Source organism: Pseudomonas sp. JH-2 (assembly GCF_036231725.1).
GTDB lineage: Bacteria > Pseudomonadota > Gammaproteobacteria > Pseudomonadales > Pseudomonadaceae > Pseudomonas > Pseudomonas delhiensis.
In genome coordinates this window covers 67,769-82,827 of sequence record NZ_JAZAQP010000008.1, presented here as the reverse complement: position 1 = coordinate 82,827, position 15,059 = coordinate 67,769, and the positions used below count along the sequence as shown (strand labels likewise).

At 68.8% G+C, this 15,059-nt stretch carries 11 protein-coding genes; 2 read left to right on the top strand and 9 right to left on the bottom strand.

Going from position 1 to position 15,059, the window contains the following annotated elements; all coding sequences use genetic code 11:
* Nucleotides 1-85: 85 nt before the first annotated feature.
* On the top strand, nucleotides 86-853 hold the full coding sequence (locus VV867_RS07945; RefSeq protein WP_089389919.1) for a ParA family protein: 768 nt from the start codon (nucleotides 86-88) through the stop codon (nucleotides 851-853).
* 37 nt (nucleotides 854-890) lie between these two features.
* Here the strand turns inward: VV867_RS07945 and VV867_RS07940 are convergent, their stop codons facing one another.
* The 8 genes from VV867_RS07940 to VV867_RS07905 form a co-directional block, all read right to left on the bottom strand.
* Complete coding sequence (locus VV867_RS07940; protein WP_275628378.1) at nucleotides 891-1,700, bottom strand: universal stress protein; 810 nt, start codon at nucleotides 1,698-1,700, stop codon at nucleotides 891-893.
* A 76-nt stretch (nucleotides 1,701-1,776) separates the two neighbouring features.
* Nucleotides 1,777-2,220, bottom strand: coding sequence for a PaaI family thioesterase (locus tag VV867_RS07935; protein ID WP_089389921.1), 444 nt, complete (start codon nucleotides 2,218-2,220; stop codon nucleotides 1,777-1,779).
* 104 nt (nucleotides 2,221-2,324) lie between these two features.
* Complete coding sequence (trxC, locus tag VV867_RS07930) at nucleotides 2,325-2,759, bottom strand: thioredoxin TrxC (protein ID WP_089389922.1); 435 nt, start codon at nucleotides 2,757-2,759, stop codon at nucleotides 2,325-2,327.
* 52 nt (nucleotides 2,760-2,811) lie between these two features.
* Entirely contained in the window at nucleotides 2,812-4,089 is a 1,278-nt protein-coding gene (locus VV867_RS07925; RefSeq protein WP_089389923.1) for a bifunctional O-acetylhomoserine aminocarboxypropyltransferase/cysteine synthase, read from the bottom strand.
* Nucleotides 4,090-4,211: 122 nt separating this feature from the next.
* Complete coding sequence (gene selO / locus VV867_RS07920) at nucleotides 4,212-5,672, bottom strand: protein adenylyltransferase SelO (RefSeq protein WP_328566084.1); 1,461 nt, start codon at nucleotides 5,670-5,672, stop codon at nucleotides 4,212-4,214.
* Nucleotides 5,673-5,736: 64 nt separating this feature from the next.
* Nucleotides 5,737-9,108, bottom strand: coding sequence for a mechanosensitive channel MscK (gene mscK, locus VV867_RS07915; protein WP_328566055.1), 3,372 nt, complete (start codon nucleotides 9,106-9,108; stop codon nucleotides 5,737-5,739).
* 92 nt (nucleotides 9,109-9,200) lie between these two features.
* Complete coding sequence (locus VV867_RS07910) at nucleotides 9,201-10,943, bottom strand: potassium/proton antiporter (RefSeq protein ID WP_109934124.1); 1,743 nt, start codon at nucleotides 10,941-10,943, stop codon at nucleotides 9,201-9,203.
* A gap of 418 nt (nucleotides 10,944-11,361) precedes the next feature.
* Nucleotides 11,362-13,179, bottom strand: coding sequence for an acyl-CoA dehydrogenase (locus VV867_RS07905; RefSeq protein WP_109934123.1), 1,818 nt, complete (start codon nucleotides 13,177-13,179; stop codon nucleotides 11,362-11,364).
* Between the two features lie 133 nt (nucleotides 13,180-13,312).
* On the opposite strand from VV867_RS07905, the gene VV867_RS07900 reads away from it, so the two are divergent.
* Complete coding sequence (locus VV867_RS07900) at nucleotides 13,313-14,167, top strand: 23S rRNA (adenine(2030)-N(6))-methyltransferase RlmJ (RefSeq protein WP_109934122.1); 855 nt, start codon at nucleotides 13,313-13,315, stop codon at nucleotides 14,165-14,167.
* Between the two features lie 181 nt (nucleotides 14,168-14,348).
* Here VV867_RS07900 and msrA read toward each other — a convergent pair whose 3' ends face one another.
* Nucleotides 14,349-14,996 (bottom strand): peptide-methionine (S)-S-oxide reductase MsrA, encoded by a 648-nt coding sequence (msrA, locus tag VV867_RS07895; RefSeq protein ID WP_109934121.1) that lies wholly within the window; start codon nucleotides 14,994-14,996, stop codon nucleotides 14,349-14,351.
* Nucleotides 14,997-15,059: the final 63 nt, after the last annotated feature.

Here is a 15,059-nt window from a genome sequence, read left to right as displayed (position 1 = left end):
CGCCCGGCGGCATGCGCAAGTGCTCGCCCTCGTCATGGGCATTGCATAGAATCCGGTGTCACTTGAACGGCTTGGAGGGGTGCTCATGCGTCGCGTGGTTTTCAATCAGAAGGGCGGGGTCGGCAAGTCGAGCATTGCCTGCAACCTGGCCGCCGTGAGCGCCGCCGAGGGCTACCGCACGCTGCTGGTGGACCTGGACGCCCAGGGCAACTCCACCCACTACCTCACCGGCCTGACCGGCGAGGACGTGCCCATGGGCATCGCCGACTTCTTCAAGCAGACGCTGGCCAGCGGCCCCTTCGCCCGCAAGGGCAAGGTGGACATCTACGAGACGCCGTTCGACAACCTCCACGTGGTCACCGCCACCGCCGAGCTGGCCGACCTGCAGCCCAAGCTCGAGGCCAAGCACAAGATCAACAAGCTGCGCAAACTGCTCGACGAGCTGGCCGAGGACTACGACCGCATCTACCTGGACACCCCGCCGGCGCTGAACTTCTACACCGTTTCCGCGCTGATCGCCGCCGACCGCTGCCTGATCCCCTTCGATTGCGACAGCTTCTCCCGCCAGGCGCTGTACGGCCTGCTGCGCGAGATCGAGGAGCTGAAGGAAGACCATAACGAGGATCTGGAGGTGGAAGGCATAGTGGTCAACCAGTTCCAGCCGCGCGCCAGCCTGCCGCAGCAACTGCTCGACGAACTGGTGGAAGAGGAAATGCCGGTGCTGCCCGTCTACCTGATGAGCTCAGTGAAAATGCGCGAATCCCACCAGGCCTGCACCCCGCTGATCTACCTGGACCCCCGCCACAAACTGACGCAACAGTTCGTCGAACTGCACGGCCTCCTCGAAGCCTGACACCCGCCGCCTGCCGCCTGCCGCCTGAAGCCGCTCTTCAAGCACTAACCAGCAAATCGCAAGGCGGCCGGCGCAGGTAGTAGCGCGCCGTGCTGCCCAGCAGGGCCTGCTGCAGCGCGCCGCGGCCGCGGCTGCCAAGCACCAGCAGCTGCGGCTGCCAGTCGGCGAGGCTGTGGTCCAGCGCCTCGCGAACCCCCATCGAACTCACCCGGCACTCCAGCTGCGGCAGCGGGCCGCCCACCTGCTGGCCCTCGTCGTGCATCAGTTGCTCCAGCAGTTCGCGCTGCTCGTCCAGGCGCTCGCGCAGCCGTGCGGGGTCGTTGCCGGCGTCGTAGGCATGCAGGGCCAGCAGTTCGCCGCCCGGTGCCAGCCAGGCGCAGGCGCTGCGCCAGGCGTGGCAGGCGCCGACGGAGAAGTCCAGGGCGCTGAGCGCCCGCCGGTAGGGGCGTAGCTGCGCGTCGGCCACCAGCAGCGCGGGCACCCGGCTGCAGCGCAGGATCTGCTCCAGGGTGGTGCCGTCGAAACGTTCCACCAGCGCCTGGCGGTGGGTGCCGGTGACCAGCAGGTCCGCCTGCAGCTCCGCCGCCGTGGCGGCTATCACGCTGGCCGGGCGGCCCTCGGCGACCAGCGGCTGGTAATCCGCCAGGCCCGCGCTGCGGGCGCTGTCCTGCAGCGCGGCGACGGCGCTCTGCCGGGCCTTGGCCAGCAGCGGTGCGCCCAGGGGTTGTTCGATGACGTGCAGCAGGCTGACGCGGGCGCCGTGTTCGGCGGCCAGTTGCGCGGCGCGGCGCACGGCGACGTCGGCTTCGACGCTGAGGTCGTGGGCGACCAGGATGTGCTTGGGCATGGTGGGATCCTCCGGCGGTCCCACCACTCTGGCCCAGCTGCGCGCGCCCATGTTGACGCAGCGCAAGGGCCGCGGATCAACGGCTGCGCAGCTGATAGACGGCGCGGCTCTCGGCCACTACCTCGCCGTGGATGTCCTTGAGTTGCAGTTCCAGCACGTACTCGGCCTTGCCGTTGAGCGTGGCTTCCTCGGCGATGCGCTGGAGCTCGGCCTCGTCCAGGCGCGCCTCCACCCGCACGTCGCTGGCCGCCGGGCGGCGGAAGCGCAGGCCGGCTTCCTTGACGATGGGGTAGAAGCGGTGGCTGTCGAAGCTGGTCAGGGTGATGACGCCGCCGGGCAGCTCGGCGAGGGTGAAGAGCGCGCCGGCGTACATGTTGCCCAGGTGGTTCTCGTTGCCGTGCAGCGGCATGCACAGGCGCACGTGGCCGCGTTCGAGGATTTCGGCCTTGAGTCCGCAGCGCTTGACGAAGGCGATGTGCTCTTCGGTCATCTGGCGGACGAATTCGACGGGAAAGGACATCGGGCGGCTCCGTTTCTTGTGTTGTTCAGGCAAGCCTAGCCGCCCTGCCGTGGCGGGCAATGACCGCTTCGCTCAGGCGCGCTGACCGAAGCGGTCGCGGTGCCTCACAGGCCCTGCCGGGCCAGCCAGTCGAGCAGTTGCGGCAGCGGCAGGGCGCCGCTCTGGCGCGCCACTTCGCGGCCGCCCTTGAACAGGATCAGGCTGGGGATGGAACGGATGCCCAGCTGACCGGCCAGGCGCTGGTTGGCCTCGCTGTCCAGCTTGGCCAGGCGGCAGCGCCCGGCCAGGCGCGCGGCGGCCTGCTCGAAGGTCGGCGCGAAGGCCTTGCACGGCCCGCACCAGTCGGCCCAGACGTCCAGCAGCAGCGGCAGATCGCCCTTGAGCTGGGCAGCGAAGCCGGCCTCGTCGACGGCGAAGGGTTTGCCCGGCAGCACATCGCCCTTGCAGCGGCCGCAGCGCGGGTGGTCGCCCAGGCGCGCGGCCGGCAGGCGGTTGAGCCCGCCGCAATGCGGGCAGGGAATCAGCAGGGGGTCGGACATGGCGCGGCTCCAGCGGGTGATTTCCCCAATCTGGAGCCGCGCCCGGCGGATATCAAGCCGCGGCGGCGGCCAGGGCCTGTTCGAGGTCGGCGATGATGTCGTCGCTGTGCTCGATGCCGATGGACAGCCGCACCATGTCCTGGCTCACTCCGGCGCGGGCCAGTTCCTCGGCGTTGAGCTGGCGGTGGGTGGTGCTGGCCGGGTGGCAGGCCAGGGACTTGGCGTCGCCGATGTTGACCAGGCGCACCACCAGCTTCAGCGCGTCGATGAAGCGCGCGCCGGCCTCGGCGCCGCCCTGGATGCCGAAGGACAGGATCGAGGCCGGCTTGCCGTCCATGTAGCGCCTGGCCAGGGCGTGCTCGGGGTGCTCCGGCAGGCCGGCGTACTTCACCCAGGCCACCTGCGGGTGCTGCTCCAGGTAGTGGGCGACCTTCAGGGCGTTCTCGCAGTGGCGCTCCATGCGCAGGGCGAGGGTCTCCAGGCCCTGGAGGATGAGGAAGGCGTTGAACGGTGACAGCGCCGCGCCGGTGTTGCGCAGCGGCACCACGCGGCAGCGGCCGATGAACGCGGCCGGGCCGAAGGCCTCGGTATAGGTCACGCCGTGGTAGGACGGGTCCGGGGTATTGAGCAGCGGGAAGCGGTCCTTGTGCTGCGCCCAGGGGAACTTGCCGGAGTCGACCACGATGCCGCCGATGCTGGTGCCGTGGCCGCCGATGTACTTGGTCAGCGAGTGCACCACGATGTCCGCGCCGTGCTCGAAGGGGCGGCAGAGGATGGGCGTGGCCACGGTGTTGTCGACGATCAGCGGCACGCCGTGGCGGTGCGCGGCGTCGGCCAGGGCCTGGAGGTCGACGATGTTGCCCGCCGGGTTGCCGATGGACTCGCAGAACACCGCCTTGGTGCGCTCGTCGATCAGCGCTTCCAGGGCGGCCACGTCGTCGTGGGGGGCGAAGCGCGTCTGGATGCCGAAGCGCGGCAGGGTGTGGGCCAGCAGGTTGTAGGTGCCGCCGTAGAGCTTGGCCACCGAGACGATGTTGTCGCCGGCCTCGGCCAGGGTCTGGATGGCGTAGGTGATGGCGGCCATGCCCGAGGCCACGGCCAGCGCGCCCACGCCGCCTTCCAGGGCGGCGACGCGCTGCTCCAGCACGTCGTTGGTGGGGTTCATGATGCGCGTGTAGATGTTGCCGGCCACCTTGAGGTCGAACAGGTCGGCGCCGTGCTGGGTGTCGTCGAAGGCGTAGGAGGTGGTCTGGTAGATCGGCACGGCCACCGCCTTGGTGGTCGGGTCGGGGCTGTAGCCGGCGTGGATGGCCAGGGTTTCCAGTTTCATCGTGCGTGCATCCTTGGTGGGCAGAAAGGCCCGAGGATGCGAGCGGCCCCGCCCGCGGTCAATGACCCGGAGCAATGCCCGGCGGGCGCCGCTAGATCGCTTTTCGCTGAGCTTATAACCGCTCAGGAGGAACAGCTGATCTCCAGGTGGCGGCCCCAGTCCGGCGGGCGGCGGGTGAAGGCCTCGCGCCCGGGCTGTTCCTCGAAGGGCCGGCTGAGGGTTTCATGCAGCTCGCGCACCACCGAGTAGTCGCCCTGTTCCGCGGCGGCGATGGCTTCCTGGGCCAGGTAGTTGCGCAGCACGTACAGCGGGTTCACCGCGTGCATGCGGGCGCGGCGTTCATCCTGGCTGCCGCCCTCGCGTTCGGCGCGGGCGCGGTAGTCGGCGGCCCAGGCGTCGAAGCCGGCGAGGTCGACGAAGTCCTCGCGGACCACCGCCAGCGACGCCTCCGGCGCCTGCTCGCCGAGCCGGCGGAAGAACAGGCTGTAGTCCACCGCGCCGCTCTGCATGGCCTGCAGCAGGCGCTGCAGCAGCTCCAGGTCGCCGTCCTCGGCCGTGGTGAAACCCAGGCGGCGCCGCATCAGGTCCAGGTAGTGGGCCTGGTACAGCGGCAGGAACAGGCCAAGGGCCTCGCGCAGCTCGTCCACCTCGACGAAAGGCGTCAGCGCCTGGGCCAGGGCCGCCAGGTTCCAGTGGGCGATGGGCACCTGGTTGTTGAAGCTGTAGCGCCCGGCGTCGTCGGAGTGGTTGCAGATGTGCCTGGCGTCGAAGTCGTCGAGGAAGGCGTAGGGGCCGTAGTCGAAGGTGATGCCGAGGATCGACATGTTGTCGGTGTTCATCACCCCGTGGCAGAAGCCGTAGGCCTGCCAGTGGGCGATGAGCTCGGCGTTGCTTTCCACCACTTCGCGGAAGAACGCGGCATAGGGCCGCTCCTGCGCCAGGCAGTCGGGGAAGTGGTTGGCCAGGACGAACTCGCCCAGTTCCTTCAGCTTGTCGTGCTGCTGGGTGTAGTAGAAGTACTCGAAGTGGCCGAAGCGCACGTGGCTGGGGGCCAGGCGCAGCAGCATGGCGGCGCTTTCCTTCTGCTCGCGCCACACCGGGGTGGCCGAGCCGGTGACGCAGAGCGCGCGGCTGGTGGGGATGCCCAGGGCGTGCAGGTATTCGCTGGCGAGGAATTCGCGGATGGAGCTGCGCAGCACCGCGCGGCCGTCGCCCATGCGCGAGTAGGGCGTCTGCCCGGCGCCTTTCAGGTGCAGGTCCCAGTGCTCGCCGGCGTCGTTGACCACCTCGCCCAGCAGCAGGCCGCGGCCGTCGCCCAGGCGCGGGTTGTAGGCGCCGAACTGGTGGCCGGAGTAGACCATGGCCCGCGGCTCGGCCTCGGACCACAGCTTGTGCCCGGCGAAGATCTCGGCGAACACCGGCTCCCCGGCCACCGCCGGGTCGAGGTCGAGCAGCGCCATCGCTGCAGGGCTGGCCACCACCAGGCGCGGCTCGGCGATGGGGTCGGGCAGGACTTCGGTGGAGAAGGCGTCGCCCAGGCGGGCGAAGCGGTTGTCGAAGGTCAGTTCGTCGAGCTTTTTCACAGTCACAAGGCGGGCTCCGGTAAGTCCGAGCATTGTGCTCGGACTTGTCCGGAGCCGTCCAGACTCAGGGCTTGCTGCCGGGCGGCAGCGGCGGCTCCTGGTCCTTCACCGGCGCCCCGGGCAGCGCCAGGGGCAGCTGGGTGACGTTCTGCGCCAGGTGGATTTCCTTGCCCTCGCCGTTCTTGACGAACACGTCCAACTGGTTGAAGGCCATGTCCACGCCGTGCTCGCGGAAGCTCAGGGCGATGGCGGTGAGCAGTTCGTCCACCGCCGGGTTGCGGTCGCCCAGCTCGCGCACGTGGAAGCGCAGCTCGTAGTCGAAGGTGCTGGCACTGATGGCCAGGAAGTACAGCGATGGCGCCGGGTCGGTGAGCACCCTCGGGTTGGCCCGCGCGGCCTCGAGCATGAGCTTGCGCGCCAGGGCCAGGTCGCTCTCGTAGGCCAGGCCGATCTTGATGGTCACGCGGGTCACGGTGTCGCTCAGCGACCAGTTGATCAGTTGCCCGGTGATGAAGGTCTGGTTGGGGACGATGATTTCCTTGCGGTCGAAGTCGGTGATGGTGGTGGCGCGGATGCGGATGCGGCTGACGGTGCCGGACAGGTTGCCGATGGTCACGGTGTCGCCGATGCGCACCGGGCGCTCGAAGAGGATGATCAGGCCGGAGACGAAGTTGGAGAAGATCGCCTGCAGGCCGAAGCCCAGGCCCACCGAGAGGGCCGCCACCAGCCACTGCAGCTTGTCCCAGCTCACCCCCAGGGTGGACAGCGCGCTGACGATGCCGACGCCGCTGATGGCGTATGACAGCAGGGTGGTGATGGCGTAGGCACTGCCCTGGGCCAGGGTCAGGCGCTGCAGCACCAGCACTTCCAGCAGGCCCGGCAGGTTGCGCGCCAGGGCCATGGTCACCGCGGCGATGACCAGCGCCATGAGCACGTCGCCGAGGCTGATCGGCAGGTTGGTGGCGCTGTCGCCGGTGCCGCCGGTGTACTGGTAGAGGGTGACGTTGTCCAGGTAGGCGGCGACGCTGATCAGGTCGGCCCACACCCAGTACAGCGCCACCACGAAGCCGATCAGCAGGCCCAGGCGGATCAGGCGCAGGGACTGCTCGTTGATCTGCTCGATGCCCAGGGTCGGTTCTTCCGCGGTCTCGCCGCCGTCGACGCCTTCCTTCGGCGGGTTCTGCCGCTTGGCCTGGGCGCGCTGGTAGGCCAGGCGCCGCGCCGCCACGCTGAGGCCGCGGACGAAGGTAGCCTCGATCACCACCCAGACCATCAGCAGGAACAGGGTGTCGATCAGCCGGTCGCTCAGGCGCAGGGCGGTGTAGTAGTAGCCAAAGCAGACGGCGACGAAGAGCAGCACCGGCAGCGCGGTGAAGAGCGCGCCGACGATCATCTTCACCGCCGACGGCCGGCTGGTGCTGGGGCTGGCGAAGAGCATGCGCGCCATCAGCCAGGTCATCACCGCGAAGCCGGTGAGCACCACGGCGATGCCGATCACGTCGTCGGCCAGGCTGCCGGGCTGGCGCTCGGCCACGGTGACCACCGCGGCCAGGGCCATCACCACCACGCCGAGGCGGCGGATCAGCTTGCTGCTGAAGCGCACCTGGGCCTGGCTCCAGTGGAAGTGCCGCTCGGCGATGCCGCCGGGGCTGAGGATGCGGTGCGCGGTGTAGAACACCAGCCAGACCTCGGCCATCTGCAGCAGCGCGGCGCCCAGGGTGGCGTTCTGCCCGCGGGCGTCGAGCATCAGGGCCAGGCCGGCGATGGCCAGGGTCAGGGTCCCGGGCAGCGCCAGCAGCACCGCCAGCAGCAGGGCCAGCGGGGTGTGCGCCTGGCTGTCGCGCTTGAAGTGGCCGATGTCGTCGTTGATCGAGGCGAGCTTGTCGTAGAGGTAGCGGCGCTTCCACAGCAGCCCGGCGATCAGCAGCAGCAGCGGCAGGAACAGCAGCGGGCGGTCCACCAGGCCCTCGCCCACCTCGACCACCGCCGAGCCCCAGGGCACCTCGGAGAGCTGGTGCTGCAGCAGCACCGGGGTCATCTTGAACCAGGACAGGTCCAGCGGGCGGTTGCTGGGGATCCAGAACATCTGCTCGTCGAGGGTGGCGCGCAGATTGTCGCTGGTGTCCTTGAGCTGCTTCTGGTTCAGCTGCAGGGTGATGGCCTCGTTGAGCACCGCGTTGAGCTCGTGGTTGAGGCGCTCCATCAGCTCGCCGCGGGTGTCCACCAGGTTCGCCAGGTCCTTGCGCAGCTGCGCGGTGACGGCTTCCTGGGGCTGCTGGGCGAGCAGGTTGTCGATGTACAGCTGCGGGTTGGCCAGTTCGTCGCGCTTCTGGTTCAGCTCGAACTGGTACAGGCGCAGGTCGGCGATCTCGTCGGCCAGCTCCTGGTCGGTCTTGATCTTCGGCAGCGACTGCTTCTGCTGGTAGAGCACCTTGGACAGCAGCAGGCTGCCGCGCAGCACGTTGATCTGCTGGTCGAGGGTCTGGTCGAGCTGGGTCAGGCTGTCCAGGTGCTGCTTGGCCTCGAGGTTGCGGCGGGTCAGCTCGTTGAGGCGGTCGGTGGTGCGCAGCAGGTAGTCGGACAGGCGCAGGTTCTCGGCGCTCTCCTGGCTCAGCAGGCTGTCGCTGCCGGCGCCCTGGCTGCCGTCGCGGGCCAGTTCGGCGACGGTCTTCTCCGACTGCTCGCGGCGCATGCCGCTGATCATGGTCTGCAGTTCGAGGGTCTCGCGCTCGGCGCGGGCCACCTGTTCGCCGAGCAGGTCCTGCTGGCTGCTGGCCAGGTCCTGCAGCAGGTTGTTGCCGGCCAGCTGCTGGCGCAGCAGCTGGATCTGCGCGTTGAGCGCGGCCTGTTCGGCGAGCAGCTCGTTGCGCCGCTCGGGGGCCAGCGTCTTGCCGGTCTCCTTGCCGGCCTTGAGGATGTTGCCGATCTCCAGCAGGCGCGACTGGGCGCTGCTGATATCGGACTGGGCGCGTTCCGGGCGGGTCTGCGCGGTGATGTACTGGCTCTTCGCGTCGGTCAGCTGCTTCTGCCAGTCGGCCAGCTGGGTGGAGCGGTCGTTGAGCAGCATTTCCAGGCGGCTGACGTTCTCCCCGGCGTAGCGCTGGGCCGCCGGCTTCTCGCTGCTGCCCTTCAGGCGCGCCAGGCTGCGCTGGTTCTCCAGGATCTGCCGGGGGGCGTCGGCCAGGCTGGCCTTGAGCTCGGCCAGTTGCTTCTCGCTGTCGTCGCGGGCGCCGAGCAGCTTGAGGGTGCGCTCCAGGCTGGCCTTGGTGACCTTGGCATCGGCGTCGGCGAGCTTGCGATCGGCCAGGCCGTCGAGGCTCTGCTGGACGGCGTCGGCGGACGGTGGCTGGTTGGTGTCCTCGGCGTGCACGGGGAGCACGGCGAGGCAGCCGCCGAGCAGGACGGCGGCGAGCAGGTTGCGCAGCGGGAATGGCATGGTCGCGGGCGGCTATCGATAAGTTGCAGTGAGGGTAGGTGTGCCCGGCGGCGCCAGCAAGAGGGCGCGGCGCCGCCAGGCGTTCGGCAGGTTCAGAGGAACAGCCCGGGGCCCGGGCGACCTTCGGGGAATTTGACCCCCACCTTGCGGATCTTGTTCCCGTCCAGGGCGGCCACGGTCCAGGTCAGGCCGTTCCACTCCACCTGGTCGCCGATGATCGCCTGGCCGCCGATCTGCTGGGCGATGAAGCGGCCGAGGTTCTGCTCGCCGTCGACGCCGTCGAGCTTGAGGCCGTAGAGCGAGGCCACCGCGGAGAGCTGGGCGTCGCCCTCCAGCACGAAGTCGCCGAAGAAGCGCGCGCCCAGGCCGCGGTCCGGGGCCTGGCTGAACAGCTTGCCGAGGGCCGACAGGTCGTGCTCGTGGCCGATCACGCAGAGGATGTCGTCGGCCTCGAGGATGGTGCTGCCGGAGGGGTGCAGCAGCTGGGTGCCGCGGAACAGCGCGGCGATGCGGGTGCCCTCGGGCATCTTCAGCTCGCGCAGGGCCGCGCCTATGCACCACTTTTCCTTGCTCAGGTGGTAGACGAACAGCTCCCATTCGCTGGTCGGGTGCACTTCCAGGCCGGCGCGGGAGATCGGCGCCGGGTCCGGCGGCACCACCACGCGCAGCAGCTTGGCCGCCCAGGGCAGGCTGGTGCCCTGCACCAGCAGCGAGATCAGCACGATGAAGAAGGCCACGTTGAAGAACAGCTGGGCATTGGGCAGGCCGGCCATCAGCGGGAACACCGCGAGGATGATCGGCACCGCGCCGCGCAGGCCGACCCAGGCGATGAAGGCCTTCTCGCGGCCATGGAAGGCGCGGAACGGCGCCAGGCCCACCAGCACCGACAGCGGCCGGGCGAAGAGGATCATCCACAGCGCCAGGCCCAGGGCTGGCAGGGCGATGGGCCAGAGGTCGTGGGGCGTGACCAGCAGGCCGAGGACCAGGAACATGCCGATCTGCGCCAGCCAGGCCATGCCGTCGAGCATGTGCAGGATGCCGTGGCGCGAGCGGATCGGCTGGTTGCCCAGCACCAGGCCGCACAGGTAGATGGCCAGGATGCCGCTGCCGTGCACGGCGTTGGCCAGGGCGAAGATCAGCAGGCCGCCGCTGATCGCCAGCAGCGGGTAGAGGCCGCTGGCCAACTGCATGCGGTTGATCACCTGCAGCAGCAGCCAGCCGCCGCCCAGGCCGAGCACGGCGCCGATGCCGAACTCGCGCAGGAAGTGGGCGAAGAAGCTCCAGCTCAGCTCGCTCTGGCCGTGGGCGAGCATGTCGATCAGGGTGACGGTGAGGAATACCGCCATGGGGTCGTTGCTGCCCGACTCGATCTCCAGGCTGGCGGTGACCCGCTCGTTCAGGCCCTTGCCGCCGAGCAGCGAGAACACCGCCGCGGCGTCGGTGGAGCCGACGATGGCGCCGATCAGCAGGCCCTCCATCCAGCTCAGCTTGAACAGCCAGGCGGCGGCTACGCCGGTGAGCCCGGCGGTGATCAGCACCCCCACCGTGGCCAGCGACAGCGCCGGCCAGAGCGCCACGCGGAAGCTCGCCACGCGGGTGCGCAGGCCGCCGTCGAGGAGGATCACCGCCAGCGCCAGGTTGCCCACCAGGTAGGCCATGGGGTAGTTGGAGAAGCCGATGCCGCCGGGCCCGTCGGTGCCGGCGACCATGCCCACGGCGAGGAAGATGACCAGGATCGGGATGCCCAGGCGCGAGGACAGCGAGCTGACCAGGATGCTCATGCCCACCAGCACCGCACCGACCAGGAAATAGGTGTTGATCGAGACGGCATCCAAGGTGTCGTGGCTCCTGGCGGGGCGAGGGGGAGTGGCGGCGCTGACGGAACGGATGCAGGCCGCATGCCAAGGGATTCTAACCTGCGGATTTGCAAGGCTGTCAAAGGCTAATTGCGGCGTCTTTCAGCGAGCTTTCAGGGGGCCTTTCACCGATGCCGGATCCCCCTGTTGGAGCGAGCTTGCTCGCGAACCGCCGAAGGTTCCAGGATGACACCTGGCTTCCCGCGCATGCCGATCGGCCCCCTCTCCCTTCAGGGAGAGGGTTGGGGAGAGGGGCGGAGCCCAACCCGGCACACCGTTGCAACCGGGATACTCCGTTCGCGAGCAAGCTCGCTCCTACGAAAGGCAGCCTGCCGCCAGGGTTTGGCCCATAAAAAAAAAGCCCCGGACGTGACCGGGGCCCGAAGGTACATGGGGACTAGAACCAGGCGTCCCGCATGCTCGAACAGGTATCGTCGCGGGCCTCCAGCAGGGCCAGCTCGTGGTGGCAGGACGGTACTTCCCAGGTCAGGAAGTAGCGCGCGGCCTGCAGCTTGCCGCGGTAGAAGTCCTCGTCGGCGGCGTTGCTCACGCCGTTATGGATCGATGCCAGGCCTTCCTCGGCGCGGATCGCCTGTTCCAGCCAGCGCCAGCCGATGATGGTGTGGCCGAACACCTTCAGGTACAGCGCCGAGTTGGCCAGGCCCTGGGCCACCTTGCCCTGCATCAGGTCGCCGAGCAGCGCCAGGGTCACCTCCGACAGGCGCGCCAGCAGTTGTTCCAGCGGCTGGCGCAGGGTGTCCAGCGACGGGTACGCCCGGGCGCGCTCGCAGGCCTGGTGGATCAGGCGGGTCAGCTGCTTGAGGCCCGCGCCGCCGTTCTGCGCCAGCTTGCGGCCCAGCAGGTCCAGCGACTGGATGCCGTGGGTGCCCTCGTGGATGGGGTTGAGGCGGTTGTCGCGGTAGTACTGCTCCACCGGGTATTCGCGAGTGTAGCCGTGGCCGCCGAGGATCTGGATGGCCAGTTCGTTGGCCTTCAGGCAGAACTCCGAGGGCCAGGACTTGACGATCGGGGTGAGCAGGTCGAGCAGCTCGTGGGCCTGCTTGCGCGCATCCTCGGTGGGCAGCGTCTCGCAGTCGTCCACCAGGCGCGCGGCGTACAGGCCGAGGTCGAAGGCGCCCTCGACGTAGGCCTTCTGCGTCAGCAGCATGCGCTTGACGTCGGCGTGCCCGATGATCGACACCTGCGCCGAGGTCGGGTCCTTGGCGTCCACCGGGCGGCCCTGGGGGCGCTCGCGGGCGTATTCCAGGGAGTACAGGTAGCCGGCGTAGCCGAGCATGATGGCGCCCATGCCGACGCCGATGCGCGCCTCGTTCATCATCTGGAACATGTAGGCCAGGCCGTGGTGCGGCTTGCCCACCAGGTAGCCGACGCAGTCGCCGTTGTCGCCGAAGTTCAGCGCGGTGGAGGTGGTGCCGCGCCAGCCCATCTTGTGGAACAGCCCGGCCAGGGCCACGTCGTTGCGCTTGCCGAGGCTGCCGTCCGGGTTCACCAGGAACTTGGGCACGATGAACAGCGAGATGCCCTTCACTCCGGGCGGCGCATCCGGCAGCTTGGCCAGCACCATGTGGACTATGTTTTCCGAAAGCGGGTGGTCGCCGCCGGAGATGAAGATCTTGTTGCCCTTGATCCGGTAGCTGCCGTCGGCATGGGGTTCGGCGCGGGTGCGGATGTCGGCCAGGGAGGAGCCGGCGTGGGGCTCGGTCAGGGCCATGGTGCCGAAGAAGCGGCCTTCGATCATCGGCTGCAGGAACAGGCGCTTCTGCTCGTCGTTGCCGAAGGACTCGATCAGGTGGCTGGAGCCCATGCTCAGCATCGGGTAGGACGAGGTGGCGATGTTGGCCGACTGGAAGTGCGCGAAGCAGGCCCGCGAGAGCAGGTGGGGCAATTGCATGCCACCCTGTTCGAAGCTGCGCGAGGCATTCTGGAAGCCGGCTTCGTTGAAGGCGTCCACCGCCGGCTTGACCTCGGGGATCAGCACCGCGGCGCCGTCCACGTACTGCGGCTCGTGCTCGTCGTTCTTGCGGTTGTGCGGGGCGAAGAGTTCCTCGGCGATGCCGCGGGCGGTGGCCAGGGCGGCGTCGAAGGTCTCGCGGTTGTGCTCGGCGAAACGTTCGCGTTGGGTCAGGGCCTCGGCGTCGAGCACTTCGTAGAGCTCGAAGGCGAGGTTGCGGGAGCTGAGCAGGGTCTCGGACATGGTCGGCCTCCAGGGGAATGGCCGCAGTCTAGTCTGGTGAATGAAGCGGGCACAGCAACATCGACGAGCGTGATAAAGGCCTAAAACAATGCCGGTGCAGCTAAACTGCACGCCCCCAAGGAGTCTGCCGTCCATGAACTACCGTCACGCCTACCACGCCGGCAACCACGCCGATGTCCTCAAGCACCTGGTCCTGTCGCGGATCTTCGCCCTGATGGTACGCAAGGACACGCCCTTCGCCTTCCTCGACAGCCATTCCGGCATCGGCCTGTACGACCTGCAGGGCGACGAGGCCAGCCGCACCGGCGAGTGGGAAGCGGGCATCGGCCGCCTGTGGCAGCTCGACGAAGTGCCGGAACTGGCGGCGGACTACATGGAAGTGGTGCGCGCGCTGAACCCCGACGGCGAACTGCAGTACTACCCCGGCTCGCCCGAGCTGGCGCGGCGCCTGACGCGTTCCCAGGACCGCGTGCACCTGAACGAGCTGCACCCGGAGGACGGCCGCCTGCTCAAGGCCAACATGGGCGGCGAGCGGCGCATCGCCGTGCACCAGAACGACGGCTGGCTGCTGCCGCGGGCGCTGCTGCCGGTGCAGGAGAAGCGCGGCGTGCTGCTGATCGACCCGCCCTTCGAGGAGGCCGACGAACTGGAACGCTGCGTCATCGCCCTGGAAGAGGCCATCGGGCGCATGCGCCAGACGGTGGTGGCGATCTGGTACCCGATCAAGGACGAACGCCAGCTCAAGCGCTTCTACCAGGGCCTGGAACGCAGCAAGGCGCCCAAGCTGCTGCGCGTGGAGCTGCTGGTGCACCCGGCGGACAGCGCCGACCGCCTCAACGGCTCCGGCCTGGCCATCGCCAACCCGCCGTGGCCGCTGGAGGACGAACTGCGCGAGCTGCTGCCCTGGCTGGCCGAGGTGCTGGCGCAGAGCGAGGGCGGCTGGCGGCTGGATTGGCTGATCGAAGAAGCTGCAAGCGGCAAGCTTTAAGCCTCAAGCAAGAGCATCCAGGGCGTAGGGCGTATAACCGTTCGCGGTTATACGCCGTTGGTCGGGTCTCTCCTGGCGCCCTGGTGCCAGGGCCAATCGGCGGATAACGCTGGCGCGTTATGCGCCCTACGATGTTGGGCTTGCAGCTTGCAGCTTGCAGCTTGCAGCTTGCAGCCTCCGGCTACGCCGGCAGGCACACCCCGGTCCCACCCAGCCCGCAATAGCCGTTGGGGTTCTTCGCCAGGTACTGCTGGTGGTAGGCCTCGGCGTAGTAGAACGGCGGCACCTCGCGGATCTCGGTGGTGATCTCGCCGTAGCCGCTGGCGCTCAGTTCCTGCTGGAAGGCCGCGCGGCTGGCTTCCACCGCGGCCTTCTGCGCCTGGTCGTACCAGTAGATGGCCGAGCGGTACTGGGTGCCGGTGTCGCCGCCCTGGCGCATGCCCTGGGTCGGGTCGTGGGATTCCCAGAACACCTTGAGCAGCTGCTCCAGGCTGGTCTGCTGCGGGTCGAACACCACCAGCACCACCTCGCTGTGCCCGGTCAGGCCGGAGCAGACCTCGTCGTAGGTGGGGTTGGGCGTCAGGCCGCCGGCATAGCCCACCGCGGTGACCCACACCCCCGTCTGCTGCCAGAAGCGCCGCTCGGCACCCCAGAAGCAGCCGAGGCCGAGGACGATCTGCTGCAGGCCGCCGGGGAACGGCGGGCACAGCGGGTGGCCGTTGACGTAGTGGGTCTCCGGCACCGGCATCGGCGCTTCGCGGCCGGGCAGGGCCTGGGCCTGGGTGGGCAGTTCCTGCTTGTGCACGAGTATCTGCGAGCGGAGGGTCATGGCGTGGGTCTCCTTTGTCCTGGGTGGCGATAGACGCGCGAAGACCTTGGAGATTACAGCCTT